Source organism: Bosea sp. 29B (genome assembly GCF_902506165.1).
Classification (GTDB): domain Bacteria; phylum Pseudomonadota; class Alphaproteobacteria; order Rhizobiales; family Beijerinckiaceae; genus Allobosea.
Genome location: NZ_LR733817.1, coordinates 2,304,347 through 2,330,502 on the forward strand (window position 1 = coordinate 2,304,347; position 26,156 = coordinate 2,330,502).

Annotated in this window: 24 protein-coding genes; 13 read left to right on the forward strand and 11 right to left on the reverse strand. The window is 66.3% G+C overall.

What is annotated here, in order from left to right:
- Positions 1-6: 6 nt before the first annotated feature.
- Together GV161_RS11300 and GV161_RS11305 are read right to left on the reverse strand one after the other, a co-directional pair.
- Positions 7-1,311, reverse strand: coding sequence for a YeaH/YhbH family protein (locus GV161_RS11300; protein WP_152016179.1), 1,305 nt, complete (start codon positions 1,309-1,311; stop codon positions 7-9).
- An 18-nt stretch (positions 1,312-1,329) separates the two neighbouring features.
- Positions 1,330-3,276: a PrkA family serine protein kinase gene (locus tag GV161_RS11305; RefSeq protein WP_152016178.1), complete on the reverse strand. Its 1,947-nt coding sequence runs from the start codon at positions 3,274-3,276 to the stop codon at positions 1,330-1,332.
- Between the two features lie 325 nt (positions 3,277-3,601).
- On the opposite strand from GV161_RS11305, the gene GV161_RS31125 reads away from it, so the two are divergent.
- Complete coding sequence (locus GV161_RS31125; RefSeq protein ID WP_244624188.1) at positions 3,602-3,778, forward strand: hypothetical protein; 177 nt, start codon at positions 3,602-3,604, stop codon at positions 3,776-3,778.
- Positions 3,779-3,810: 32 nt separating this feature from the next.
- Complete coding sequence (locus GV161_RS11310; RefSeq protein ID WP_244624187.1) at positions 3,811-4,404, forward strand: SCO family protein; 594 nt, start codon at positions 3,811-3,813, stop codon at positions 4,402-4,404.
- Here the strand turns inward: GV161_RS11310 and GV161_RS11315 are convergent.
- Complete coding sequence (locus GV161_RS11315; RefSeq protein WP_159650223.1) at positions 4,349-6,286, reverse strand: glycosyltransferase; 1,938 nt, start codon at positions 6,284-6,286, stop codon at positions 4,349-4,351. The two genes, GV161_RS11310 and GV161_RS11315, sit on opposite strands and share 56 nt — an antisense overlap.
- Positions 6,287-6,834: 548 nt before the next feature.
- On the opposite strand from GV161_RS11315, the gene GV161_RS11320 reads away from it, so the two are divergent.
- The 5 genes from GV161_RS11320 to GV161_RS11340 all read left to right on the forward strand — a co-directional run bounded on the left by GV161_RS11320 (position 6,835) and on the right by GV161_RS11340 (position 10,528).
- Positions 6,835-7,824, forward strand: coding sequence for an ABC transporter substrate-binding protein (locus GV161_RS11320; protein ID WP_152016175.1), 990 nt, complete (start codon positions 6,835-6,837; stop codon positions 7,822-7,824).
- The gene (locus GV161_RS11325; protein ID WP_152016174.1) at positions 7,821-8,663 is read left to right on the forward strand and encodes an ABC transporter ATP-binding protein; all 843 of its coding nucleotides are present in this window, start codon (positions 7,821-7,823) and stop codon (positions 8,661-8,663) included. Before GV161_RS11320 ends, GV161_RS11325 begins: the two co-directional genes overlap by 4 nt.
- Before the next feature lie 3 nt (positions 8,664-8,666).
- Positions 8,667-9,413 (forward strand): ABC transporter permease subunit, encoded by a 747-nt coding sequence (locus GV161_RS11330; RefSeq protein WP_152016173.1) that lies wholly within the window; start codon positions 8,667-8,669, stop codon positions 9,411-9,413.
- 4 nt (positions 9,414-9,417) lie between these two features.
- The gene (locus tag GV161_RS11335) at positions 9,418-10,161 is read left to right on the forward strand and encodes an ABC transporter permease subunit (protein ID WP_201304306.1); all 744 of its coding nucleotides are present in this window, start codon (positions 9,418-9,420) and stop codon (positions 10,159-10,161) included.
- A 97-nt stretch (positions 10,162-10,258) separates the two neighbouring features.
- Positions 10,259-10,528, forward strand: coding sequence for a hypothetical protein (locus GV161_RS11340; protein ID WP_152016172.1), 270 nt, complete (start codon positions 10,259-10,261; stop codon positions 10,526-10,528).
- Positions 10,529-10,701: 173 nt separating this feature from the next.
- Here the strand turns inward: GV161_RS11340 and gyrB are convergent, their stop codons facing one another.
- Both gyrB and recQ read right to left on the reverse strand, forming a co-directional pair.
- Positions 10,702-13,140 (reverse strand): DNA topoisomerase (ATP-hydrolyzing) subunit B, encoded by a 2,439-nt coding sequence (gene gyrB / locus GV161_RS11345; protein ID WP_152016171.1) that lies wholly within the window; start codon positions 13,138-13,140, stop codon positions 10,702-10,704.
- A 118-nt stretch (positions 13,141-13,258) separates the two neighbouring features.
- The gene (gene recQ / locus GV161_RS11350; protein WP_152016170.1) at positions 13,259-15,112 is read right to left on the reverse strand and encodes a DNA helicase RecQ; all 1,854 of its coding nucleotides are present in this window, start codon (positions 15,110-15,112) and stop codon (positions 13,259-13,261) included.
- 129 nt (positions 15,113-15,241) lie between these two features.
- Between recQ and GV161_RS11355 the strand changes: the two genes are divergently transcribed.
- Positions 15,242-15,757: a hypothetical protein gene (locus GV161_RS11355; RefSeq protein ID WP_152016169.1), complete on the forward strand. Its 516-nt coding sequence runs from the start codon at positions 15,242-15,244 to the stop codon at positions 15,755-15,757.
- A 7-nt stretch (positions 15,758-15,764) separates the two neighbouring features.
- Here GV161_RS11355 and GV161_RS11360 read toward each other — a convergent pair whose 3' ends face one another.
- The 3 genes from GV161_RS11360 to GV161_RS11370 all read right to left on the reverse strand — a co-directional run bounded on the left by GV161_RS11360 (position 15,765) and on the right by GV161_RS11370 (position 18,217).
- Complete coding sequence (locus GV161_RS11360) at positions 15,765-16,325, reverse strand: NAD(P)H-dependent oxidoreductase (protein ID WP_159650224.1); 561 nt, start codon at positions 16,323-16,325, stop codon at positions 15,765-15,767.
- A 192-nt stretch (positions 16,326-16,517) separates the two neighbouring features.
- Positions 16,518-17,318 (reverse strand): methyltransferase domain-containing protein, encoded by an 801-nt coding sequence (locus GV161_RS11365; RefSeq protein WP_152016167.1) that lies wholly within the window; start codon positions 17,316-17,318, stop codon positions 16,518-16,520.
- A 137-nt stretch (positions 17,319-17,455) separates the two neighbouring features.
- On the reverse strand, positions 17,456-18,217 hold the full coding sequence (locus GV161_RS11370) for a Crp/Fnr family transcriptional regulator (protein ID WP_244624186.1): 762 nt from the start codon (positions 18,215-18,217) through the stop codon (positions 17,456-17,458).
- Positions 18,218-18,338: 121 nt separating this feature from the next.
- Between GV161_RS11370 and GV161_RS11375 the strand changes: the two genes are divergently transcribed.
- From GV161_RS11375 to GV161_RS11385, 3 genes are all read left to right on the forward strand, one after another.
- The gene (locus GV161_RS11375; RefSeq protein WP_152016165.1) at positions 18,339-20,150 is read left to right on the forward strand and encodes an ABC transporter ATP-binding protein/permease; all 1,812 of its coding nucleotides are present in this window, start codon (positions 18,339-18,341) and stop codon (positions 20,148-20,150) included.
- Between the two features lie 131 nt (positions 20,151-20,281).
- Positions 20,282-20,557: a hypothetical protein gene (locus GV161_RS11380; RefSeq protein WP_152016164.1), complete on the forward strand. Its 276-nt coding sequence runs from the start codon at positions 20,282-20,284 to the stop codon at positions 20,555-20,557.
- Between the two features lie 113 nt (positions 20,558-20,670).
- Positions 20,671-21,543 (forward strand): transglutaminase family protein, encoded by an 873-nt coding sequence (locus GV161_RS11385; protein ID WP_159650225.1) that lies wholly within the window; start codon positions 20,671-20,673, stop codon positions 21,541-21,543.
- Here the strand turns inward: GV161_RS11385 and GV161_RS11390 are convergent.
- The 3 genes from GV161_RS11390 to GV161_RS11400 all read right to left on the reverse strand — a co-directional run bounded on the left by GV161_RS11390 (position 21,468) and on the right by GV161_RS11400 (position 24,126).
- A complete protein-coding gene (locus GV161_RS11390) occupies positions 21,468-23,198 on the reverse strand; it encodes a sensor histidine kinase (protein WP_152016162.1) in 1,731 nt (576 codons plus the stop codon). The genes GV161_RS11385 and GV161_RS11390 overlap by 76 nt on opposite strands.
- A 114-nt stretch (positions 23,199-23,312) precedes the next feature.
- Positions 23,313-23,873: a sigma-70 family RNA polymerase sigma factor gene (locus GV161_RS11395; RefSeq protein WP_152016161.1), complete on the reverse strand. Its 561-nt coding sequence runs from the start codon at positions 23,871-23,873 to the stop codon at positions 23,313-23,315.
- Positions 23,860-24,126: a NepR family anti-sigma factor gene (locus tag GV161_RS11400; protein ID WP_152016160.1), complete on the reverse strand. Its 267-nt coding sequence runs from the start codon at positions 24,124-24,126 to the stop codon at positions 23,860-23,862. The genes GV161_RS11395 and GV161_RS11400 overlap by 14 nt, the downstream gene beginning before the upstream one ends.
- Before the next feature lie 291 nt (positions 24,127-24,417).
- Between GV161_RS11400 and GV161_RS11405 the strand changes: the two genes are divergently transcribed.
- Both GV161_RS11405 and GV161_RS11410 read left to right on the forward strand, forming a co-directional pair.
- Entirely contained in the window at positions 24,418-25,212 is a 795-nt protein-coding gene (locus GV161_RS11405; protein WP_152016159.1) for a response regulator, read from the forward strand.
- A 191-nt stretch (positions 25,213-25,403) separates the two neighbouring features.
- On the forward strand, positions 25,404-26,153 hold the full coding sequence (locus tag GV161_RS11410) for an extensin family protein (protein WP_159650227.1): 750 nt from the start codon (positions 25,404-25,406) through the stop codon (positions 26,151-26,153).
- Positions 26,154-26,156: the final 3 nt, after the last annotated feature.

A 26,156-nucleotide genomic window follows, 5' to 3' on the forward strand; every position in this document is an offset into this window, starting at 1 on the left:
CTCCCTTCAGTTGCGCGGCCGCGCCGGCTGCCGGGTGAAGAGCTGGCGGAAAACCGGGTAGATGTCGGCAGCCTTGGCGATGCGGGTCGTGTCGAAATTCGGCCAGCGCTCCTTGACCGTGCGATAGGCGCGCCAGAGCGAGGTGCCGTTGTCGGTCGAGCCGAAGATCTCGCTCTCGCGTTCGTCGATGATCTCGACATAGGCGAAGTACTGGCACAGGCGCATGATCTCGCCATCGAGCAGGCGCAGGCAGCGCTCGGAATCACTGGCGAAATTGTCGCCGTCCGAAGCCTGCGCGACATAGATGTTCCAGTTCTTGCTGGGGTAGCGCTGCGCGATGACGCGCTGCATCTCCTCCAGCGCGGTCGAGACGACAGTGCCGCCGCTCTGCGTGCTCAGGAAGAAGGTGTCCTCGTCGACCTCCTGCGCCGTATGGGTGTGGCGGATGAAGACGATCTCGGTGCGGTCATAGCGCCGCTTCAGGAACAGGTGCAGCAGCACGAAGAAGCGCTTGGCCAGGTCCTTCTCGCGCTCGCCCATCGAGCCGGAGACATCCATCAGGCAGAACATCACCGCGTTCGCATTCGGCTGGGGCTGCGCCTCGAAGCGGTTGAAGCGGATGTCGACGGGGTCGACGAAGGCGATCACCCGGCGCCGGCGCTCCAGCCGGTCGAGCTCGGCGCGCAGGGCCGCGACCTTGGCGCGGGCCGTATCCGTTCCCTCGGCCTCGATCCTCGCCAGCTCGGCGAGGATGGCCTCGACCTCCGCGCGCTTGGGCCGCTGCAGGGCGATGCGGCGGCCATAGCTGTTGCGCATGGTGCGCGAGACATTGATGTTGGTCGGCGAGCCGCCCGTCGAGAACCCGGCCCGTCGCGGCTTGGAGGCGAGGATCTCCTTCAAGGCGAGCTTGACCATGTCGGGCAGCTCGAGGTCCTCGAAGAACAGGTCGAGCACCTCCTCGCGCGACAGCACGAAGCGGAAATCATCCTCGGAATCCTGCAGTCCGGGGGACGATCCCGCTCCGCTGCCCTCGCCCGGCTTCGGCATCTTGTCTCCCGGCGAGAACTGCTTGTTCCCCGGCAGGACATGCTGGCGTCGGCCGCTGTTCCTGGCGTCGCGGAAGCTTGGCTCGCTCGTGCCCTTCGCCGGGATCGAGACGGCATGCTCCCCGTCCGCATCGGCGATCTTGCCGGAGCGGATCTGCTCCTGGACGCTGCGCTTCAGCTCTGCCCGCACGCGGTGCAGAAAGCGCTGGCGGTTGCCCAGGCTTTTGTCCTTCGGGTTCAGGCGGCGGTCGATGAAGATCGGCATGGCAGGCTCCCGCCGAGGTCAGCCCGCCTTGTTGACGCGCATGTACCAGTCGACCAGGCGCCGGACCTGGCGCTCGGTATAACCACGCTCGACCATGCGCTGCACGAAGCCGTGATGGCGCTTCTCGGTCACGCTGTCCTGCTTGGAGCCGAAGCTGATCACCGGCAGCAGATCCTCGACCTGGCCGAACATCCGCTTCTCGATCACCTCGCGCAGTTTCTCGTAGCTGGTCCAGGACGGATTGCGGCCGTTGTTCCTGGCCCTGGCGCGCAAGGTGAACTTCACCACCTCGTTGCGGAAATCCTTGGGATTGGCGATGCCGGCTGGCTTCTCGATCTGCGACAGCTCGTTGTCGAGGACCTGGCGGTTGAGGATCTGGCCGGTATCGGGATCCTTGTAGTCCTGGTCCTCGACCCAGGCGTCGGCATAGGCGATGTAGCGGTCGAACAGGTTCTGGCCGTATTCGCCATAGGATTCCAGATAGGCCTTCTGGATCTCGTGCCCGATGAACTCGGCATAGCGCGTCGCCAGCTCCGACTTGATGAAGTCGAGATAGGCCGCCTCCGTCTCCTTCGGGAACTGCTCGCGCTTGATCGCCCCTTCGAGGATGTACATCAGGTGTACCGGGTCGGCGGCGAGCTCCTCGGTGTCGTAGTTGAAGGTTTGCGACAGGATCTTGAAGGCGAAGCGCGTACTGACGCCGGTCATGCCCTCGTCGACGCCGGCGGCATCGCGATACTCCTGGATCGCCTTGGCCTTGGGCTCCAGCTCCTTCAGGTTCTCGCCGTCATAGACGCGCATCTTGGTGTGGAGCGGCGAATTCTCGAACTCGCTGAGCCGGGTCGAGACCGAGAAGCGGCTGAGCAGGTCGAGCACCTCCGGTGCGCACGGGCTGCCGGCGAGCTCGCTCTCGCGCAGCAGCTTTTCGTAGATCTGCCGCTCCTCGGTGATGCGCAGGCAATAGGGCACCTTGACCACCAGGATGCGGTCGAGGAAGGCCTCGTTGTTCTTGTTGTTCTTGAACTGGAGCCATTCCGACTCGTTGGAATGGGCCAGGACGATGCCCTGGTACGGAAAGCCGCCGAAGTTCTCGGTGCCGTTGTAGCTGCCCTCCTGCGTTGCAGTGAGCAGCGGGTGCAGCACCTTGATCGGCGCCTTGAACATCTCGACGAATTCGAGCAGGCCCTGCGTCGTCCGGTTCAGTCCGCCGCTGTAGGAATAGGCGTCCGGGTCCGACTGGCTGAAGTTCTCGAGCTGGCGGATGTCGACCTTGCCGACGAGGGTCGAGACGTCCTGGTTGTTCTCGTCGCCAGGCTCGGTCTTGGCGATGCCGATCTGGCGCAGGCGCGAAGGCATCAGCTTGACGACGCGGAACTTGGCGATGTCGCCCGAGAGCTCGTCGAGCCGCTTTGACGCCCAGGGCGAGATCAGGCCGGTCAGGCGCCGCCGGGCGATGCCGTATTTGTCCTCGAAGAGATCGCCCATGCGCTCCGGGCGGAACAGGCCCAAAGGCGATTCGAACACCGGGCTGATCCGGTCGCCGATCTTGAGCGTGTAGAAGGGACGCTCCTCCATCAGCTTCTTCAGCCGCTCGGCCAGCGAGGATTTGCCGCCGCCGACGGGGCCGAGCAAATAGAGGATCTGCTTGCGTTCCTCCAACCCCTGCGAGGCATAGCGGAAATAGCCGGCGATCCGCTCGATCGTATCCTCCATGCCGAAAAAATCGGCGAAGGAGGGGTAAATCTTGATCGTCCGGTTGGAGAAGATCCGGCCGAGGCGCTCGTCCTGGCTGGTGTCGAACAGTTTCGGCTTGCCGATCGCGTCGAGCATGCGCTCGGCGGCGGAAGCGTACATCGATTTGTCTTCGCGACAGGCCAGCAGGTATTCCTGCAGGCTCATCTCCTCCTGCGAATAGCTTCGATAATCCTCAGAAAATAAGCGAAAGATCTCGCCGTCTCGTTCCATCGTGGTAGCCCTCCAGCGCAAGCCGGCTTTGCCGACAGTGCCCCTGAACAATCAACCGCAGACAGACTTGCAAGTTCCTGGCCGATAAGGGGGCGCTTTGATGACTGCCGGGCATCTGGGCCCTGCCCCCCGACGCAAACGCGAACTGTCCTCAACTCATCTCTTCGCGTCCACGCCAGAGATGGGCGCCAGCCTGTGCGCCTATGATGTCATGTGGGGTGGCCGAGCGGGATCGCCAAGTGGGGTCGCGAAGATGCGAAGTCGGAGTATCCCTGCGGCATGAACGCAGCTTCCGGTTGGTGGCCCGCGGCGCTAAATAGTACCGATGAGCGTAGCTCCGCAGACCGATACTCAGGATGCCGCCGCGGCGCATCGGCCTGGCCTCTGGCTTGTCGCCGGTGGCTTCGGGCTCCTGCTGGCGGCCGGCCTGCTGCTCTGGTGGCGCGAGGGCGATCGGCTGTTCACCGACGGGCTGATCGCCGCGCTCCTCGCCTGCTTCTGAGCGGCGTTCCACTCGCCTTCGAGGGTCTTCCCGTGAACCGCCGCCTGCTCCTGCCTCTGCTGGTCTTCCTGCTCGGTGCCGCCGCGCTCGCCGCCGCCGCCTTCATCACCTTCTCGCCGTCCTCCCGCCAGGGCGGGCAGAGCCTGGCTTCCAGTGTCGGCGGGCCGTTCACTCTCACCACCGCCGAGGGCAAGGCCCTGACCGACAAGGACCTGCGCGGCGCGCCCTTCCTGGTCTTCTTCGGCTTCACCCATTGCCCCGACATCTGCCCAACCAAGCTGTTCGAGATCTCGGAGGTTCTGCGCGCGGCGGGGACGAAGGGCGAGAAGCTCAAGGCGCTCTTCGTGACGGTCGATCCCGAGCGCGACACCGCGGAGACGATGAAGAGCTATCTCGGCTCATTCGACCCGCGCATCGTCGGGCTGACCGGCGAGCGCGCCGCGATTGACGCCACGGTCAAGGCCTATCGCGCCTATGCCCGCAAGGTGCCGCTCAAGGACGGCGACTACACCATGGACCACACCGCTTTGGTCTACCTGATGGACAAGAACGGCGGCTTCGTCGGCGCCTTCAATATCGAGCGCCCGCCGGCAGAGGCGGCGCAGGAGTGGCTGCGTCATCTGTGAGTGCCGTAGGCTGCGCCCGGTCGCGATAGCGCGACGAGCGGGCAAGTCCGTGCACCGTCTTGTTCCAGCCGAAGCGGTCGTCGAGATATTCGTACAGGGCGAGCCACGCTGCCAGCGAGGCCAGCAGATGATAGACGGGCAGTAGCGGCAGCCAGCGCCAGAGCCCGGGTGCGCCGCGTCGCCAGGCGCCGAGCGCCGGCACCAGGAAGACCACGCAGATCCCGCTGACGCTCAGCACCAGCGCCAATGACGAAAAGAGCAGCTCTAGGAGGCCATTCGGCGACAGCAACGAGCCGCTTAGCATGGCTGTCCCGGTTGCCGCGACGAACACGGGATAGAAGAAGCTCCCCAGCACGGTTCCCAGCGCCAACACCAGAAAGGTCAGCGTGCTGAAGAGGCCGGCTTCTTTCAGCAGCCGGCCGGGCTGCAGCAGGTGGCTGACCAGCGTCTGCAGGTAGCCCTTGTGCCAGCGCGTGCGCTGCTTGAGCCAGGCGCGCAGCGTGACGGGTGCTTCCTCGAGGGTGTGGCTCGGCAGGTCGGCGATGTAGCCGCCTGCGCGCACGAGCCGGAAGCCGATATCGGCATCCTCCGTGACGTTCCAGGGATCCCAGCCGCCGATGGCGCGCAGCGCCTGCGTCCGGAAATGGTTCGAGGTGCCGCCGAGCATGATCGGCAGGCCCGATTGCAGCAGGCCGGGGTTGAGCACGTCGAACAGCCCAGCATATTCGAGCGCGAAGCAGCGGGAAAGCCAGCTGTCCTCGGTGTTGTCGATGACGAGATGCGCCTGCAGGCAGACGAGTTCCTCATCCGAGCGCATGAAGCGGGCGGCGGCGAGGCGCAACTGGCGCGGCTCGGGAATGTCCTCGGCATCGAAGATGGTGAACAGGGCCCCACGCGCTTCTGCGAGCGCGACGTTGAGCGCACGCGGCTTGGTTTGCGGAGTGCCGCGCGGCACGACCACGACCTGCATGAAGGGTGGCAGTTCATAGGCCGAAAGGGCGCGGCGCAGCCGCCAGTCGACCTCCTCGACGAGGATGCGGATGTCGAGCTTGGCAGGCGGATAGTCGATGGCGGCGAGCGCGCCGATCAATTGGTCGAGCACCGCCTCTTCGCCGAAGATCGGGACAGCGACGGTGTAGACGGGAAGACGGCTATCGTCGATCTGCCAGCGGTGCTCTCGCCAGAGATCGATGGTTGGCGTCTCCATCAGGGCTGCGAGGCGCAGGATCACCGCACCGAAGAAGACCGGTCCCAGCGTTAGCATCACGCCGATCAAGGTCAGCGTTGGCATGAGCGTGCCGGCCACGGAAAGAATGGCGACCAGGATGAAGGCCAGCGTCTTCTGCAGCCAGTTTGTGCCGGTTCGGGCGCTGAAGCGCTGCCGGCCTGCCTCGTCCAGCCAAGCCGCTGCGCGCGTGATTGGTCCGGCGTTTGTCCGCCGCAGCTCGGCCGCCAGCGCAGTGGGAGGCAGCACCAGGATATCCTCGCGAGCTCGGGCGCCGGCCGAGAGGAAGCGTCGCAAGGCCGGGCCCGGCGGTGGCGCGGCTGCGAAGCGCAGGGGACTCTCGGGGTGGACACGCGTCGCGGCCAGGCCTTCGCGCAGGATCGCCGCGACGTCGCCGCCCGGCTGCAAGGGAGGCGCGCGCGGCTGGAAGCGCAGGTCGAGCTCCACAGCCAGCGCCCGGTAGAACTGCTCTTCGGTGACGAGGCCGGAGGCGATGACCTGACGGCTCGGCGACACGCCGATCCGCTCCGCGAGCCGGGTGGCCTCCCGCAACTCTGCGGGCGGCACACCATGGTCGGCCAGGAAGGCGATCTCGGCGGGCAGGCCGAGCATACGCACCTCGCCGGCGCCGGCGCGCGGCCAAGCTAAAGCCTCCATCCCCATCCCCCCGGGGTTGCAGCTGAGCGCTCCCGCAGCCGGCAGCAACTTATGGTTGCTTAACGACACGTCAGAGTCGAGTCGGGCAAGAGAGACCGGCGTGTTATCCCTTCGACAAGGCGGCGCCGTCAGCGCTGGGGAGGGGCGAAATAGTCACTCCAGATCATTTGCATACAAATGAGGCGAGCCTGCCGTTTCCCGCAGCAGTGACCGACCGACCGACGATGTCGCGAGTCGGGAGCGGCCTGGCCTGTGCTCGATGCCAAGCTGCGATCGAGCCTGTGGTCGACCCAACTCCTTCAATTCTCGTCGAATCTGCGCGGCGCGACAGAGATCGAGTGCCATTTCACTTCGCAGTTGCGAACGAGATCACGCGCGATAGTCTCGCTCCCGGCTGCCGCAGGCAGTTTGCAAGTGGTCGATCTCAAATCGCTTGACAAGCTTGAAATCCGTTGAGATCGTTGTTTGCATACAAATGAAATTTGGACGTGAAAGTCCGGCCTGCTGCAACGATAACGATCGGCGGCCTGCCACAATGGGAGAGTGACATGACCGCTTGGCTTGGCCTGACTTCGTTCAATCGTCTCGCGGCCATCGCCGCTGCGGCTGTCCTCTCCCTGCAGGCGCCTGCACGCGCCGAGGAGATCTCGGTCACCCAATGGGGTGCGAGCCTCTATGGCGCGCCCTATGCGGTGGCGATGGAGAAGGGCCTGTTCAAGCAGGCCGGCATCGACATCACCGGCATCATCGGCTCCGGCGGCGGCGGCACCACGGTGCGCAACATCCTTGCCAGCGCGACGCCATATGGCGAGGTCGCGGTCTCGGCCGCGCTCGCTGCCAAGGCGCAGGGGCTCGACCTGATCATCGTCAACACCGGCACGCGCAGTGTCGCCGAGGCCTCGATGGTCGTCATGCCGAACTCCGACCTCAAGGGCGTCGAGGACCTCGCCGGCAAGAAGGTCGCGATCACCTCGCCCAAGTCCGTCTCGGAAATGCTGCTGCTGATGGTGCTGCGCGAGAAGGGCGTCGACCAGACGAAGGTCCAGCGCGTCGCCGCCGGCGGCTATGTCCCGGCGCTGACCATGCTCGAGCAGAACGCCGTGGTCGGCTCGGTGCTGATCGAGCCGCTCTCGATCATCCGCAAGGACAAGTACCGCACGCTCTACAAGGCCGGCGACGTCCTGAAGCCGATGACGACCTCGGTCGGCATCACCACGCGCAAATTCGCGCAGGAGAATCCCGAGAAGCTCAAGGCGATCATCGCCGGCCGCCGCGCCGGCGTGCAGGCGATCTACAAGGACCCGGCCGAGACCGCCAAGATCATCGAGAAGCTCTACAAGCTCGACGCGCCGATCGCCAAGGAAGCCGTCGACAACATGATCCCGCCGAAGATGTGGAGCGAGGGCGAGTTCAACGTCGAGGAGCTCAACCGCATGGTCGAGGGCCTGAAGCTGATCGGCGAGGTCAAGAGCGACGTCGACTGGTCGGCCGTGCTCGACAAGTCCTACCTGCCCGCCGACCTCCAGGCGAAGCAATGAGCGCGGCATCGGGGGCCAAGATCGTGCCGCTCGCGCCGCAGGCTGCCGCCGCCCCGGCCCATGCCAGGCTGCGCGGCGTCACCCGGGTCTTCGACCTCCCGAAATCGACCCTGCATGCGCTTGGCCCGGTCGATCTCGATCTGGCCAAGGGCGAGTTCTTCTCGGTGGTCGGCCCGTCCGGCTGCGGCAAGTCGACCTTGCTCGACATCCTCGCGGGCCTCAGCGCCCCGCAGGCCGGCACGGCCGAGTTCGAAGGCAAGCCCATTCAGGGCGTGCCCGACGGCGTCGGCGTCGTCTTCCAGGAGGACGCCTCCTTCCCCTGGCTCAATGTCCGCGACAATGTCGCCTTCGGCCTGCGCCGGGCCGGGGTCGATCCGGCCGAGATCAACAGACGCGTCGATTACGCCGTCGGCTTCATGGGGCTGAAGGACTTTGCCGCCTCCTATCCGGCCCAGCTTTCCGGAGGCATGCGCCAGCGTGTCTGCATCGCCCGCACTTTGGTGATGCAACCGCGCCTGATCCTGCTCGACGAGCCCTTCGGCGCGCTCGACCAGCAGACCCGCCTGCTGATGGGCGACGAATTGCTGCGCCTCTGGCGCGAGACCTCTGCCACCGTGCTCCTGATCACTCACGCGCTGGACGAGGCGGCGATGCTGTCGGATCGCGTCGGGGTGATGTCGACCCGGCCCGGTACCTTCATCGATTTCGTCGAAACCGGCTGGGAGCGGGACCGCGACAGTCGCGTCGTCTCGACCCCGCATTTCGGCGACATCACCGCCCGCCTCTGGGAAAAGCTCCGGATCGAGGCCTTGAAGATCATGTCGGCCGGAAAGGCCTGAGCCATGTCCGAGAAATGGCTGCGCGTTGCAGTCGTCACCGCGATGATCCTGCTGGTCGAGGCGCTCTGCCGCGTCGGCATCATCCCGCGCATGGTGATGATCGCTCCATCCGACATGGTGGTCGAGCTCGGCAAGATCCTCGCCTCCGGGCAGTTCTCGGCCGATATCGCGATCACCTTCACCAATATCGCGATCTCGACCGTGCTCTCTGTCCTGCTCGGCTTCGCAGCCGGCGTGATCATCTACTCGCTGCCGGGCCTGCGCGACGCGATCGAGCCGCTGCTGGCGAGCTACTATGCCGTCCCGACCTTCGTCTTCTATCCGATCTTCATCACCCTGTTCGGCGTCGGCTCGGCCTCGATCATCGCGATCGCGGTGCTGCTCGCCATCGTCTCGATGGTGACCGCAACGCTGAACGGGCTCGACCGCATCCCGCGCGTGCTGCGCAAGACCGGCCAGATCTACCGGATGTCGCGGGTCAAGACTGCGCTGCTGATCGAATTGCCGGCGGCGACGCCCTACCTCTTCACCGGGGTCAAGCTCTCGGTCGCCTATTCCTTCATCGGCGTGATCGCCTCGGAGTTCATCCTGTCAGGCGCCGGCGTCGGCTATGCCATCGCCTATGCCTACAACCTGTTCGAGAACGGGCACATGTACGCGCTGATGCTGCTCGTCCTCATCGTCGTCACCGTCGTCAACACCTTCCTCAATGTGATCGACCGGCGCCTCCAGGCGCGCAGGCAGCGGTGACGCCATGACTGCTCTCATGCCACGATCCGCCGGCACGTTCCTCGTGCTCCTCGCTCTTCTCGTGCTCTGGCAGGGCCTGCATCTCCTGGTCGGCGCCTCTTCGCTGGCCTCGCCGGCGGCGACGGTCACGAAGCTCGCTTCCCTGCTTGCGACCGGCGAGTTCTGGCTCAACGTCTCCGAGACGATGCGGGCCTTCGTCGCCGCCTTCGCGATCTCGCTCTTCGGGGGCATCGCGCTCGGCATCGTGCTCGGCGTGCGCAAGCTCGCCGGCAATGTCGCCGAGCCGATCCTGACGACGCTCTACTCGATCCCCAAGGTCGTGCTGTACCCGCTGGTGCTGCTCTGCTTCGGCCTCGGTATTTCCGCCAAGATCGCTTTCGGCGTGATGCATGGGCTGATCCCGATCACGCTGTTCTCGATGAACGCGATCCGCCAGATGAAGCCGGTCTACCGCCGGACGTCGCAGGTGATGCGGCTCTCGCCCTCGCAGAACGCCTTCACCGTGATCATGCCGGCGATCCTGCCCGAGATCATCTCGGGCGTTCGGCTCGGCTTCTCGCTGACGCTGCTTGGCGTGCTGATCGGCGAGATGTTCGCCTCGCAGCGCGGCCTCGGCTTCCTGCTGACCGGGGCGATCAACCTCGGCCAGATCGACACGATCATGGCGATCGCCCTGCTGCTGACCGTTTTCGCGGTGACCTGCAACGCGCTGATGATGCGCTTCGACCGGCGGTTGACGCACCGCTGACGCTCGCTGCGGGAGCTTGCGCGGACCGCGCGGGTCATGCAGGTTGCGCCGCACTCGTTCGGCTGCGGTCGCCCGCGCCTCCCGCATTGGAAAAACCATGAACCGCTATCATTTCGGCGCGGCTGCCGTCCTCGTCACCTTGCTCGGCGGCTGCGTCTCGCGCGAGGAGCCGGTCGGCGTCTCTGAGCCTGCTCCGGTGATGCGCTCGCGGGTGGTGCGGAACGCGCCGCCACCGGATCGCGGCGATCTCCAGCTCGGCCTGCCGCCGGCGCGCGAGGGCGGCCCGGCCTATGTCCGCTCCGGCCTCGGCAGCGGGGCTGGGCAAGGCGAACTTTATGGTCGTGGCACGCTCCCGCAGGGCTTCTGAAGCCTCGCGTCGCCAGATTTCCGAGGACCGTAACAGCATCCTTCGCGTCATGGTCGGGCTTGTCCCGGCCATCCAACGTCTTCCCTCACTGATCGCGTGAGGCGCTTAAGACGCAGATGCTCGCCACAGGGGCGAGCATGGCGAAGCGGGAGCGAGGCGTTCTTCAGTGCCGCTCAGGTATCGACCGTCGCGTTCAGCGCATTGGTCTGGATGAATTCGCGGCGCGGTTCGACCACGTCGCCCATCAGCTTGACGAAGAGGTCGTCGGCCTCGTCGTTCTGGTCGTTCTTGACGCGCAGCAGCGAACGTACGTCGCGGTCCAGCGTCGTCTCCCAGAGCTGGTCGGGATTCATCTCGCCGAGGCCTTTGTAGCGCTGCAGCGACACGCCCTTCTTGCCGATGGCGTTGATTGCGTCGAACAGATCGCTCGGGCCATTGACGATATGGTCGTCGCCTTTGCGGCTGAGCACGCCCGGCTTGGCATAAGCTTCCCGCAGCGAATGTGCAGCAGCGTCGAGCTTGCGCGCTTCGGCGCTGGCGAGAAGCCCGGAATCGAGCGAGACGACCTGCTTCACGCCGCGCACCAGCCGCGAGAAGGTGAAGCCGCCATCGGCGGCCTTGCCCTCCCAGCCGCGCTCGATCTCGTCCGAGATCGCGTCGAGCCGGCGCGCGACAGAGGCGGCGGCCTCGGTGAGCTCAGCCTCGCCGCGTTCGCCCTGTGGACGCAGCGCGCCGGCGATGGCGATCTGCTCGACGACGCGCCGGTCATAGCGCGAATGCAGCTGCGACAGCGTGTGGCGGATGCTGCGGGCTTCCTCGATCAGGGCGCGCAAATCGGGGCCGCCGCGCTCAGCTCCGTCACCGGTGCGGAAGACGGCGCCGTCGAGCGCGCTGTCGACGAGATAATCCTCCAGCGCGCGCTCGTCCTTGAGATAGGTCTGCGACTTGCCGCGCGCTGCCTTGTAGAGCGGCGGCTGGGCGATGAAGAGGTGGCCGCGGTCGATCAGCTCCGGCATCTGCCGATAGAAGAAGGTCAGCAGCAGGGTGCGGATATGGGCGCCGTCGACATCGGCGTCGGTCATGATGATGATCTTGTGGTAGCGCAGCTTCTCGACGTTGAAGGCGCTTGAGTCCTTCTCGTCGCGTCCGATGCCGGTGCCGAGCGCCGTGATCAGCGTGCCGACCTGGTCGGAGGACAGCATCTTGTCGAAGCGCGCGCGCTCGACGTTCAGGATCTTGCCACGCAGCGGCAAGACGGCCTGGTATTCGCGGGCCCGGCCCTGCTTGGCCGAGCCACCGGCCGAGTCGCCCTCGACGATGAAGATCTCGGACTTGGCCGGATCCCTCTCTTGGCAATCAGCCAATTTGCCTGGAAGCGAGGCGATATCGAGCGCGCCCTTGCGGCGGGTGAGGTCGCGCGCCTTGCGGGCGGCCTCGCGGGCGGCGGCGGCCTCGGCCACCTTGCCGACGATGGTCTTGGCCTCGTTCGGATGCTCTTCGAGCCAGGTCGAGAGCGCCTGGTTGACGACGTTCTCGACGACCGGGCGAACCTCCGAGGAAACCAGCTTGTCCTTGGTCTGCGAGGAGAACTTCGGATCCGGCACCTTGACCGAGACGATCGCGGTCAGGCCCTCGCGGCAATCGTCGCCGGTCAGCGAGACCTTCTCTTTCTTCGAAATGCCGGACGTCTCGGCATAGCCGGTGACCTGCCGCGTCAGCGCGGCGCGGAAGCCGGCGAGATGGGTGCCGCCATCGCGCTGCGGGATGTTGTTGGTGAAGCAGAGCACGTTCTCGTGGTAGCTGTCGTTCCACCACAGCGCGACGTCGACGGTGATGCCGTCCTTCTCGTTCGAGAGCATCACCGGCTTGGAGATGATTGGCGTCTTGGCGCGATCGAGGTAGCGCACGAAGGCTTCAACGCCGCCTTCGTACATCAATTCCTCGCGCACGACCTCGGCATGGCGGGCATCGGTCAGCACGATGCGCACGCCTGAGTTCAGGAATGCGAGCTCGCGCAGCCGGTGCTCCAGCGTCTTGTAGTCGAACTCGATCATCGTGAAGGTTTCTTGGGAGGGCGTGAACGTCACCTCCGTGCCGCGCTTGTCCCCGGCCGGGCCAACGACGGCGAGCGGGGCAACTGCATCGCCATGGCGGAACTCCATGAAATGCTCGTTGCCGCCGCGCCAGATCCGGAGCTTCAGCGAGATCGAGAGCGCGTTGACGACCGAGACGCCGACGCCGTGCAGGCCGCCCGAGACCTTGTAGGAGTTCTGGTCGAACTTACCGCCGGCATGAAGCTGGGTCATGATGACCTCGGCCGCCGAGATGCCTTCCTCGCTGTGGATATCGGTCGGGATGCCGCGGCCATTGTCGGTGACGGTGACCGAGCCCTCGGCGTTCAGCGTCACCGTGACGAGGTCGGCATGGCCGGCGAGTGCCTCGTCGATGGCATTGTCGACGACTTCATAGACCATATGGTGCAGGCCCGAGCCGTCATCGGTGTCGCCGATGTACATGCCGGGGCGCTTGCGCACCGCGTCCAGGCCCTTGAGAACCTTGATGGAATCGGCGCCATAGGCGGCATCCTCGAGGTCGCGGGCAGAATCGCTCATGGTGGGGTCCTTCGGCGGGCGAGCAGGCGCCCGCGATGATCTTGATTCGTCAGGAGAATATAGTGCTTCAGGATGGCTTTTTCACGTGCGTGCGCGTACGTACGCGGGAGTGGCGGATTTAGCCAGTGAATGTCGCGATCGCATCCAGGAAAACCTCGCCGTACTGGGCGAGCTTGCGTTCGCCGACGCCTTCGATAGCGCGCATCTCGTCGAGGCCGAGCGGCCGCTCGCGCGCCATCGCGATCAGCGTGCGGTCGGTGAAGATGATGTAGGCGGCGACGCCTTCCTCGCGCGCAAGGCTCAGCCTGAGCTGGCGCAGATGCTCGAACAGGGTGGCGGTATCGCCGTCGAGCCCGTCGGCGCGCGCTGCTTCGCGCTGGCCGCGGCGCGAGCGCCGTTCCGCGAGCGGGTCGACGCGCAGCGCGATCGGCTCGCGCCCGAACAGGATGTCTTCGCCCTTCTCGGTCAGGCAGAAGCCGCCATGTTCGGTGCTGGCCTCGGCGAGCGCGCCGGCGGCGAAGAGCTTGCGGGCCATCGCCATCCAGGCCCCCTTGGGTTTGTCGTTGCCGACGCCGAAGGTCTTCAGGCCGTCATGGTTCTGGCGCCGGATCGCCTCCGTCTGGGTGCCGGTCAGGATATCGGCGAGATGGCCGGCGCCGTAGCGCTGGCCGGAGCGGATCACCGCCGAGAGCAATTTTCGCGCATCGAGCGTCGCGTCGGCGAGCTCGGGCGCGGTCGGCCCGCAGAGATCGCAGCGGAACTGCGCGTTGTCGGAATTGACCTGGCCATGCCGGCAGGGCGGCACCTGTTCGCCGAAATAGGACAAGAGCGCCGAGCGTCGGCACAACGCCGATTCGCACAGGTCGATCATCGCGTTGAGGCGCTTGTGCTCGATGCGCCGGCGTTCGTCGTCGATCTGCTTCTCGTCGATCTGGCGGCGGCGTAGCGCCATGTCGTCGACGCCGTAGAGGGTCAGCGTATCAGCCGGCAGCCCGTCGCGCCCGGCACGGCCGATCTCCTGATAATAGCTCTCGATCGAGCCCGGCATGTCGGCATGGACGACGAAGCGCACATCCGGCTTGTTGATGCCCATGCCGAAGGCGATGGTGGCGCAGACGACGACGCCGTCCTCCTGCAGGAAGATGTCCTGGTTGCGGTTGCGCTCCGTCTGCTCCAGCCCGGCATGGTAGGGATAGGCCTTCCAGCCCTTTTCGCTGAGACCCTGCGCCAGCCGCTCGGTGCGGCCGCGCGAGGAGCAGTAGACGATGCCCGAGCCGCCGCGATGGACCTTCAGGAAGTCGTCGATCTGCCGGCGCGGCTGATCCTTCGGGGCGAAGGCGAGCTTCAGGTTCGGCCGATCGAAGGAATGGACGACGAGGTGCGGCGGCGCCGGGAAGAGCTGCTGGGCGATGTCGTCGCGCGTCTGGCGGTCGGCGGTCGCCGTGAGCGCCGTCACGGGGACATCGCCGAGCGCCTCGCGCACTTTCGAGAGCAGGCGATATTCCGGGCGGAAGTCATGGCCCCATTGCGAGACGCAATGCGCCTCGTCTATGGCCAGCCGCGTCACGCCCAGGCGCCGCAGGCGGGCGACGAGGCCCTCGCCCGCCAGACGCTCCGGCGAGACGAAGAGGAGCCGCAGCTCGCCGGAATTGAGCTTGTCCCAGGCCTGGGCCGCCTCGGCCTCGCTGTTCATCGAGTTGAGCGAGGCGGCGGAGACGCCGGCGCGCACCAATTGGCCGACCTGGTCGCGCATCAGCGCGATCAGCGGCGAAACCACCAGCGTCAACCCGCCGGTGACCAGCGCCGGCAGCTGGTAGCACATCGACTTGCCCGAGCCGGTCGGCATCACCGCGAAGACGTCGCGGCCAGCGAGCGCGGCCTCGATTACCTCCCATTGCCCGGGGCGGAAATCGTCATAGCCGAAGACCGACTTCAGGATCGCGCGGGCTTCTGATTCGCGGGGCGATGACATCCGCCGGATGTGCCGGATTCGGGCTGATAAGGCCAGTGCGATGGCGAAACCATCCCCGCTTCCCGCAAGTCGGCTTGATCAGCGGTGATGTGTGCTTCACGGTGCGGCAGCTCGGCAAGGAGAGCCGTGATGCGCCTGCCCCTGACTGTCGCCATCTGCTGCCTTGCCGCCTTTGCGCAAGCCCGGCCGCTCGAGCGCGAGCTGCCGCCGGCGAAGGCCGCTTGCTGGGAGCGGACCTATGATGCCGCCCATCTCGCCAGCCATCCACAGCAGAAAGTCACGCGGATCCGCCTGGTCCATCTGCCGCAGAACTGGGCCGAAGCCGGGCAAGGTGGGTTCTACGTCGCGCTCTATGTCAACCTGCGCCAGCGCGTGAAGGCCGATCAGGGCTTCGACTACCAGCTCGGCGGCATCTGCAAGCCGGCCGGGCAGGGGCTGCGCTGCGTACCGGAATGGGAGGCCGGGAACTGGCGGATCGAGCGCGGCCCGAACGGCACGCTCGACATCCGCAATGCCAGCATCATCGCTAATCCCAACCCCTACGATGCCGAGGAGATCGCCGACGGCGCCGTCCGCATTCCCGCCAGGCCCGATGACGGGCTCTGGCGCCTGTCGCCGGCGAGCGGGCCGTGCGGGATGGAGTAACCGCGCTCTAGGGATGCAGCGCCGCGACCTTCACCAGCCGGGCCACCATCTTGTCGCGCATGCCCTTGAGGCGCTTGTCGGTGAAGTCGCCATCCTCGCCATAGGCCTTGTCGGCGCCGTTGACCGCGAGCATCTCCGGCACGAGCAGCGCGCCGAAGCCGAGTTCGAGCACGGTGCGCAGCTGGGTCAGGCAGCGATAGGTGCCGAGATTGCCGGCCGAGGCGCCGCCGATCGCAACCACCTTCTCGCGCAGGCCGGGGCCGCCGGAGCGGACGATGCTGATCCAGTCGAGCGCGTTCTTCAGCGCCGGCGGATAGCCGGAATTGTATTCGGGGCTGGCGATGAAAAGCCCGTCATGGGCATCGACCAGCGCCGCCAGCGCCATCGCCTCATCAGGCGGGTCGTTGTCGAACGCGCGCGCGTCGATCAGCGGCAGCGGATAGTCGCCGAGCGAGATCTGCGTCACCTCGGCTCCCGCCACCTGGAGATTCCCCGCGATCAAAGTCGCGAGCCGGGTGTTCATCGAGCCCGGGCGCCAGGAGCCGGCGAAGACGAGGATTTTGGGCATGGTCACTCCGACAAACTGGAGCATTTTCGAGCGAAGCGGGCACCGGTTCGCGTGAAGAAAATGCGATCAAAACAAAAACTTGGAGCAATCCCGCGATTTGGAGAAACGCGGGGCTGCTCCAGCCGAGCGAGCGCCCCGGCTTTTTCATTCTGCGATGTCGAGCGATGCGGGCGTCCAGTCAAGCCCGTGCCGTCACGGCTTGGCGCGGCGATAGACCCAGACGCGCGCCGGCGGGATGTTGCGCAGCACCCAGTCGGAAACCTCAGCCTTGAGGTGGGAGCCTTTGCGCGGCACCGGCGAGATCACCGCATAGGTGAACTGGATGAAGGGTGCGCCGGGATTGAGCACATTGGCAAAGGCGTCCTGCACCAGTTCGGTCCGCTCAGCCGGCGGCTTGTTGAACAGCGGCAGCGAAGACACCACCGCGCTCGCCTTCTCGGTCAGATGCCCGGCGAGTGTCGTCGAGAGCGCATAGGCATCGCCTTCGATGACCGTGGCCTGCGGAAAGCGGCGGCGCAGCAGCTCGCAGAATTCCGGGCTGTACTCGACCAGGATCAGCCTGGCTTCGTCGATACCGCGCTCGATCAGCGCTTCGGTGACCGGGCCGGTGCCCGGGCCGATCTCGACCACCGGCCCTTGCGCCTGCGGATCGACATAGGACGCCATGCGCCTGGCCAGGAACGGGCTCGACGGCGCGACCGCGCCGGTTCTTCCGGGCGAATCGATCCAGGACTTGAGGAAGCGAGCATCGTCGCTGAACCGGGCCTTGGCCTCGTCGGCCGCTTTACGCACATGCGACTTCAGTTTGCCGGCGGTGTTGCGGACCTCGTCCTCGACCTTGTAGCGCGCGGCGGCGACCCGAAGCCTGGCCTCTGCGACGCTGTCGGCAAAATCGGCCGCCGTCAGCCGCACCTCGTGCTCCAGCCGCGCAGCTACGGACGAGCGCCCGAAGCGAGTGGCGCGCAGGCGCTGACCGGAAGCGGAATGGACCATCCAGAACCTCGATGCGGCCAGGCGGAAGGCCCGCGCCGGAGCGACATGACAATGCCGTGACGTTACGCCGCTGTCATATGGGGTCAAGAGCGGGTCGAATCCAGCGATTTCTTGGCTGGCCGCCCGGGCATCGGCGATCAGATCAGCGGGCGCGGGTGAAGCTCGCCCTCGAACAGCAGCGCCATGCGCTCGGTCAGGCGCGGATTGTGGATGGTGAGGCGGCCGCGCTCGAGCGAGAACATCCCGGCTTTGCGCAGGCGGGCCCAGGTCTTGCTGGTGTGGACCAGCGAGAGGCCGAGCGCATCGGCGAGCTGCTGCTGCGTCAGCGGGAAGGCGAAGCTCTTCTCGGCGACCAGGCCGAGCGCTTCGGCCCGGCGATAGAGCGAGATCACCAGCGCCGCGATCCGCTCCTGCGCATTGCGCTGGCCGACCGAGGTCAGGTTCTCGTCGATCAGGCTCTCCTCGCGCGAGCCGAGCCAGGCGAGCTCATAGGCGAGCGCCGGCATCCGCCCGAACATTTCATAGGTGCGCCGGCGCGGGAAGACGCAGAGCTCGACCTCGGTCAGCGCCTCGATGCCGTGCTGGGCGGCGCTGAGCAACGAAGCCTGCAGGCCGACGAGATCGCCGGGTAGCAGGAAGTTCAGGATTTGCCGGCGTCCGTCCGGCAGCGACTTGTAGCGGAAGGCCCAGCCGGAAAAGAGCGTGTAGAGCTCGGCATCCTCCTGGCCGGGGTGGATGATGTCGGCGCCGGCCGGCAATTGCCGGTGATCAAGCTTCATCTCCTGGATGAAGCGGATCTCCTCGTCAGACTTGTCCTTGAAGGCAGGTTTCAGCCGCAACGGACAGGCGAGGCAGGACGGGCTGCGGTGATTGCGATGATTGCTCGATGCGACGATCACGCCCGGCTCCTTCATCCGCCGGAACCCGCGGCGAATGCTTGCGTTTTCTGTGTGGCGCGAAAGCCGTGGCTTAGCAATCGCGCCCGTCCCGGCATAGCAGATCGGCTCAGGAGGCCGCCGCATGAAATCACATGCCTCCGGGCTGCGGCGTTCGCGCCTGCGCCAGTTCTTTCGTGTCGCCTCGGGCTTCTGGCGCGGCGAGACCAGGCTGCGCGCCTGGGGGCTCACCCTCGCGGTGCTGCTCTTCGTCGCGGCCCAGCTCGGCGCGGCGGTTGGCGTCAACAGCTGGAACCGGCTGTTCTTCGACGCGCTGGAAAAGCGCGACCTCGACAAGATCTGGACGACTGTCGGCTGGCTGCCGCTGATCGTCGCGGCGTCGGCTGCCTTGTTGTCCTGCCTGGTGATCAGCCGGATGCTGCTGCAGGTGCGCTGGCGGGAATGGCTGACGCATCGCCTCGCCGGCTGGTGGATCGCCGACCAGCGCTATTACCGGATGCAATTCGTCGCGCGCGAGCAGAGCGCGCCCGAGTACCGCATCGCCGAGGATGTCCGCCTGTCCATCGAGCCCCTGGTCGAGTTCGCCATCGGCCTGCTCAGCGCCTTCGTGACCGCGGTGACCTTTGCCGCGATCCTGTGGCAGGTCGCAGGCTCGGTGCATTTCACGCTCGGCGGGTCCGAGATCGTCATACCCAGCTACATGGCGATCGCCGCGATCGTCTATGCGGTCGTCGCCTCCGTCGCGGCCTATTTTGCCGGGCGACCTTTGGTGCCGCGCATCGCCGCCAAGAACGAGGCCGAGGCGCAGTTCCGTGCCGAGATGACGCGGTTGCGCGAGAACGCCGAGAGCATCGCCCTCATCAAGGGGGACGCCGACGAGCGCGATTCGGTCGGCGAGAACTATGGCCGCGTCGTCGCCGCCTGGCTGAAGGTGGTCCGGCAGCAGGGCGTCATCGCCATCGTGCTGAACACCAATGGCGCGTTGTTCCCGATCGTGCCGCTGCTGCTGATCGCGCCGAAATACCTCTCGGGCGAGATCTCCTTGGGCGCCGTCATGCAGGTCGTCGCCGCCTTCAGCGCGGTACAGGCCGCCCTGATCTGGTTCGTCGACAATTTCGTCCGGCTGGCGGAGTGGTTCGCCTCGGTGAGGCGCGTCGACGAGCTGGCTGAAGCGCTGGAGGCGCTCGACATCGGCACGATCATGGAGGGCGAGACCCAGATCGAGCTGGGGGAGAGCGAGGATGGCGGCATCCATATCGCGGATCTTTCGATCGCCCACCTCAACGGGCGGATCGTCATCGCCGACGCGTCGATCGTGATCGCGGCCGGCGAGAAGGTCCTGGTCGCCGGCGAGAGCGGCACGGGCAAGAGCACCTTGATCCGTGCGATCGCGGGCCTCTGGCCCTGGGGCTCGGGTTCGATCAAGCTGCCGCCGGGCAAGCGCATCGCCTTCGTGCCGCAGAAGCCCTATCTGCCGATCGGCACGCTGCGCGACGTGCTGCTCTACCCGGAAGCCGAGAGCCGCGTCGACGACGAAGCGGTCAGGGACGCGCTGAAGCGCTGCGGGCTCGCCTCGCTCGGCCGACGGCTCGACGAGGAGGAGCGTTGGGACCAGACCCTGTCCGGTGGTGAGCGTCAGCGCGTCGCCTTCGCCCGGCTGCTGATCCAGAAGCCCGACATCATCATCATGGACGAGGCGACCTCGGCGCTCGACGAGGCCAGCCAGGATTCTCTGCTCGGGCTGATCGATAGCGAGCTCTCCTATGCGACGATCATCAGCGTCGGGCATCGGCCTGGCCTCGAGGATTTCCACGAGCGCAAGATCACCTTCGAGAAGCGCGAGGCTGGCGCGCATCTGACCTCGAGGCGCCTGACCCGGTCGCTCTGGCGGCTCTTCCGCCGGCGCGAAGCCGCCAATGATCGCTCAGTCGCCTGAAAAACGAATCGCGCCTGAAGAAAGAATCGGGATCGCCGCGATTTTCGCGCAAACCGGAACAATTCCCTGCCAGACGGGTTGAAAAGCCGTTCCGCCTTTCAAGAACGACCACACGAACCGGGAGAGCGAAGATGACCACTGCCAGCCTTGCCCCCTTCAAGCGCGCTGCCACCTTCTTCGGCGGCATGGCGCTGGTCGTGACCGCCCTGACCATGGGCGCCTCGTACCAGAACGGCTTCGGCGAGAGCTCGGAAGCGGTGGCCCAGGCCAAGCTGCAGCGTGGCGCCCCGGCCGATGTCCAGTACGCGGCGGTCAATCCGGCCGAGATGCGCCGTGATTTCGCTCATCGCGTCGTCCCGACCTCGCAGCGCGAGGCCAGCCTCAAGGGCAACACCGTCCTGCGCTAAAACCCCGGAACCGATCCGGCGCTCGCGCGTAATTGACCTGCCTGACCAGCAAAGCCGCCGCGAGGCGGCTTTTTGCCGTGATGGCGAGGTATGATGGATCGGCTGGAGATCAGATGTATCTGCGCATTCGCCACGCGACGACCTATCGCTACGCCGAGCCGGTCGTCTTCGGCCCGCATCGACTGATGCTGCGTCCGCGCGATTCCTTCGATCTGCGCGTCCTCGACACCGCGATCGCGATCTCGCCGCCGGCCGCGCTGCGCTGGATGCACGATGCCTATGGCAACCCGGTCGCCATGGCGAGCTTCGCTGGCCCGTCGGACACGCTCGAGGTTGTCAGCGAGCTCGTCGTCCAGCGCTTCGGCTCGGCGCTACCGCGCTCGAAGGTCGAGCCTGACATAGAGAGCTCCGAGGTCAACTACACGCCGGCCGAGCGCGCCGTGCTCCAGCCCTATCTCGACCTCGCCGCCGCCGATCCCGACGGAGCGCTCGATGCCTGGCTGCAGGCGTTCCGGGGCCGGCTCAACGGCGGCCATCTGCTGCGCGCCCTGGCGCATGAGATCAATGCCGGCCTGAGCTATGCCGTGCGCTTCGACGAGGGGACCCAGCATCCGCTCGACACGCTGCGGGCGGGGGCGGGATCCTGCCGCGACTTCGCCTGGCTGTTCATCGAACTGGCGCGCCGTCTCGGCTTCGCGGCGCGCTTCGTCACCGGCTATATCCATGATCGCTCGCCGCAGGGCGGGGCGATGACCTCCGTGGCCGGGTTGACCCACGCTTGGGCCGACGTCTTCATCCCCAATGATGGCTGGGTCGAGTTCGATCCGACCAACGACCTCGTCGCTGACCGGCAATTGCTGCGGGTCGCGGTCGCGCGGGTGCCGCAGGACGCGTCGCCAGTGTCGGGGAGCTATGTCGGGCCGACCGGCGCCTTCCTCGGACTCAGCGTCGGCGTCGAGATCACGCCGGTCGACAAGCTGGGCTGAGCCGCATCGTTTCGGCGCGGAGCGCCGTGGCTCAGGCGCCAGATGCCGAGGCTGCGACCCTGCGGCGGGCTGATCTCGACGGCTTCGATCTGCATCAGCAATCCCGCGAACAGGCGCGGCGGCGCGATCTGGATGGTGTCGCGGTCGGCGATGATGGCGATGTCGATGATGCCGTCGCCGGCCGCGGTCACGGCGAGTTCGAGGCCGATGCCCGGAGCTGTGCGCAGCACCCGGCTGACCACGTCGACGATCAGGAAGCCGAGCGGGATGATCCGGTCGATCGGCAGCGCGGCCTGCGTCTCGATGCGGCTCTCCAGCCGCTGACTGCGGGCGAGGATCAGGCTGGAGACCATCGCCACGACGTCGTCGAGGAAGAGATCGATGCGCACCGGCTGCATCTCGCCGTCGGCGAGCGTGAAGCGATAGGCGGCCGAAAGCACATGGACGCGGCACTCCGCATCCGAGAGCGCCATCCGCGCCTCGCCCCGATGGTCGCGCTTGGTCAGGCCGATATAGCTCTGCACCACCTGGAGGCTGTTCTTGACCCGATGGTGCAGCTCGCGGACCAGGAAGCGGTTGTCGTCGAGCGCGAGCCTGAGCTTGCTCTGGCGCACCTCCTGCTCGTCGACCATCGCATTGAAGGCCTCGGCGACGCTGCGGATGTCGCGCGGCATCTCGTCGGAGAGCGGGACGCGGGCACTGGCCGAGCTCGACCTCGCCCGGGCCGTCGCCTCGATGCCGCGCAGCCAGCGCACGCAATGCTGGTCGATAGCCTTCATATAGACCAGGCCGAGTAGAGTCAGCGTCAGCAGGGGGGCGAGCAGCAGGATGTAGAACTGTGTCCTCGCGGCTTGCTCTGCCGTGCCGTCGAAACTCACCACGACATAGAGATCCGGTTCGGCCACCATGCGGGCGGCGTAGGTCCGGCTTGGTCCGGCCCGGCTCGGAGCAGCCCAATGTGCGGTCGGCTCGGGTACGGTCTCGGCCTTCGGAAGCCAGGATGCGTCGGCTTGCGCGCCGCCGCGCGCGACCACAACGTCGCCGCCGCGTCGGAGCAGCGCCGCCATCATGCCTTTGTCGCTGCTGCCGAGGTCGAAGGTGTCGTCGAGCGGATCCGGCTTGGTGAGCAGGAGCGCATCGCCCCCATCGAACTCGCTGTAGATGGCAAGATAGGAGCGGCCGGCGATCGTGACCTGATCATAGCGGGCCTTGGTGAACTCGGTGCCGCCCCAGAGCTTGATGGGAAGGCGCGTGGCAAGCTGGTTCGCCACGGCTGTGAGCTCGGTGCGTGGGATGCTGCCGTCGAGCCCGCCGATACAGTCCGGCTGGCCGGAGACCCGCAGCAGCAGTGACTCGTAGCCGGAGACCGCGGCGATTGCCTTCTCGGCGATGCGTTCGCAACTGTCTGCGGGCGGCGCTGCCGCCCGGATCGCGGTTGAACTGGCGACGAGCGAGCGCAGTGCGCCGCGATACCAGACGCGGGCGCGCACGGCGAAATCATCCGCTGTGCGCGCCTGCGACGCCTCGATCGCCTCGAACACGGTCCGGTAGGTCGCGACTGCCGCCGCTGCCGTCAGGCAGGCGATGGGCAGGACGATCGCGACCATCAGTGCCAGCAGGCGGCCGCGGACCGTCCTGAACAGCGAGAGGGCCATCAGATCACGATGATTTTGGATCGAATCGATCCAAAATCATAAAACGTGATCGATTCTAAGAGTTTAGAGCAGGATCTCTGCGAAAAACCGGTTCCCACTTTTTCGCATCCTGCTCTAGCTGCCGACGGTTTCAGGTCCCGCGCGCTGGACGGCCGCGGTGATCCGGCGATCGGGGCCGAGATCGTCGACGCCGCCGATGGACAAAAGCTCCGCCAGCTTGGCGCGTGCCCGGTTGACGCGGCTCTTGATCGTGCCGATCGCGACGCCGCAGATCTCGGCGGTCTCCTCATAGGACAGCCCGGTGGCGCCGACCATGATCAGCACCTCGCGCTGCTCCTCGGGGAGCTTGGCCAGCGCCTTGCGGAAATCGGCGAGGTCGAGATGGCTCTCCTGGTTGCCGTGGGTTGCCAGCCTGTCGGCATAGGTGCCTTCGCTGTCCTGCACCTCGCGCCCGCGCTTGCGGTAGAGCGAGTAATAGGTGTTGCGCAGGATGGTGAAGAGCCAGGCCCGCAGGCTGGTGCCGGGTTGGAACTTCTCGGCATTGCCCCAGGCCTTGAGCAGCGTGTCCTGGACCAGGTCGTCGGCGAGCTGCATCGAGCCCGAAAGCGACGCTGCGAAAGCGCGCAGATTCGGAATCTCGGCGATCAGCCCGTCCTTGAAGTCAGCTGCGCTCATCTGAGCCACCCTCGGCCTTCAGGCGCCGTTCGGTGTCCTCGAGCTGGGCCAGCAGCACCAGAAACCGGTCCGGAACCGGCGCATTGATCAGGTCGTCATAATGCGCCTTGAGGGATCGGCCGATCGATTCCTGCACCCGCGGGTCGAGCACCATCTCGTCGTCCGGCTCGGCTCGGGCCGCTTCGGGCGGATCGGCATTCATCAGATTCATGATCCCTAGCTCCATTGGCATGCCGACATGTCCGCCGATCATACCCAACCACGCCACGCACGCTCGTCGACACGCCTGCGCGCAACCGCCCCGAAACGCACCTTCATTCGGCCCAATAACGAGGCCGAAAGCAAAAGGTTCCATTCCGAACGAAAAATAATTTTCTTGTCATAACAGGGACTTGAGTGCTCTTCTCCAGCAACTTTGGTTGGAGCCGGATCTCGCTTGGTCGGAAGTCCGGTCGGTGATTCCGACTCTCAATTCTGGATAGTTCCCGACCCGATCAGCTTGCATCGAAAGCCGATCGGGCCGGACTTCGTGGGGGATAGCAAGATGTCGATCGCCACTGAAATCGCGCCGCATTTGCCGTATCTGCGCCGCTTCGCCCGGGCGCTGAGCGGAACGCAGGCCAGCGGCGACGCCTATGTCGTTGCGACGCTGGAAGCGCTGATCGCCGACCCCGGCACCTTTCCGCGCGAGCTCGGCGCGCGGGTCGGCCTCTACCGGCTGTTCCTGCAGATGTGGTCGTCCGTGGGACTCAACACCCAGGCATCGGCGCCGGAGGCGGAGCGTTCCGCCGCGGAGCGCAATCTCGACGCGCTGACGCCGCGCTCGCGCCAGGCCTTCCTGCTGCGGACGGTCGAAGGTTTCTCCATCGAGGAGGTCGCGCAGGTCATGAACATCGCCCCAAGCAACGCCGCAGCCCTCGTCCAGACGGCCGGCCAGGAGATCGCCGAGCAGGTCGCCACCGACGTGCTGATCATCGAGGACGAGCCGATCATCGCCCTCGACATTGAGACCATGGTCGAGGAGCTCGGGCACAAGGTCACCGGCGTCGCCCGGACACATCGCGAGGCCATCGCGCTCGTCGCCAAGAAGCGGCCGGGCCTGGTGCTGGCCGACATCCAACTGGCCGACGGCAGCTCCGGCCTCGAGGCGGTCAACGAAATCCTCGCCGCCATCGAGGTGCCGGTGATCTTCATCACCGCCTATCCGGAGCGTCTGCTCACCGGCGACCGCCCGGAGCCGGCCTTCCTGATCACCAAGCCGTTCCAGCCGGAGGCGGTGAAGGCCGCGATCAGCCAGGCGCTGTTCTTCGATCGCCGCGCCGGCCGCAAGGCGGCCTGACGCACCGATCGAGGTGACCGGGAACAAATCAGCCATCCCTCGCGTTGCCCCGGCCCGGGCGATGCGAAGGAGATCGGTCATGTCCATGGCTCTGCTGGCGGCGCTGATCGTTGCGGCCTCGATCACGGTCCTGTTCACGGCCGTCGGCTGACCGCATGTGTCGGCGCAGGCCCATCTGGTGGAGTTGCTTGGTGGTCGTCATCGCCGCCGCCGGATTGGTCGAGGCCGATTGGGCCTGGGGCCAGGAAGCGAAGCCGACGAACGCTCCACGGCCCCCGCCGCGGCCTGCCTCCCTGCAGAAACCCGCTTCGGCTCCAGCGATCATCTCGCCGGAGGACAAGCCGATCTCTGCGACAGAAGGCAGTGCCTGTGTGCGGATGCTCGCAGGTGTCCCCGGGAACAAGGTTCGCCCGATCGCGCTGGCCGCGAAGCCGGAGGCGGAGGGCTGCCGCGTGGTCGATCCGGTCGTGGTCGAGGCGCTGGCGGTTCGTGCCGCTTCGGGGCCAGGGCAGGTCAGGCTGGTACCGCCGCCGACGGTGAGCTGTGAGCTGGCACGGGCGGTCTCGCTTTGGCTCGACACTGGCCTTCAGCCTCTGGCACGCGGGGCGTTCGGTCGCGAGCTGACGGCGTTGCGTGTTGGTGGCGGGCACGAATGCCGCCGGCGCAATCGTCAGGCGTCAGGCGCGCTGAGCGAGCACGCCACGGGGCAGGCGCTCGACATCTTCGCTTTCGAGCTGGGCGAGGAGAAACAGGGCGGAGCGGTGGTGGTGGTCGAGCGGCCGAGGGGCCTGGAGCAGACGCGCTTCCTGGACGGTGTGCGCCAATCGGCCTGCGGTGCCTTCATGACCGTCCTTGGTCCGGGCGCGGACGCCGCCCACGCCAACCATCTTCATGTCGATATTCAACAGCGCCGGGCGGCCTCGAGCCGCTTCTGTCAATGATCC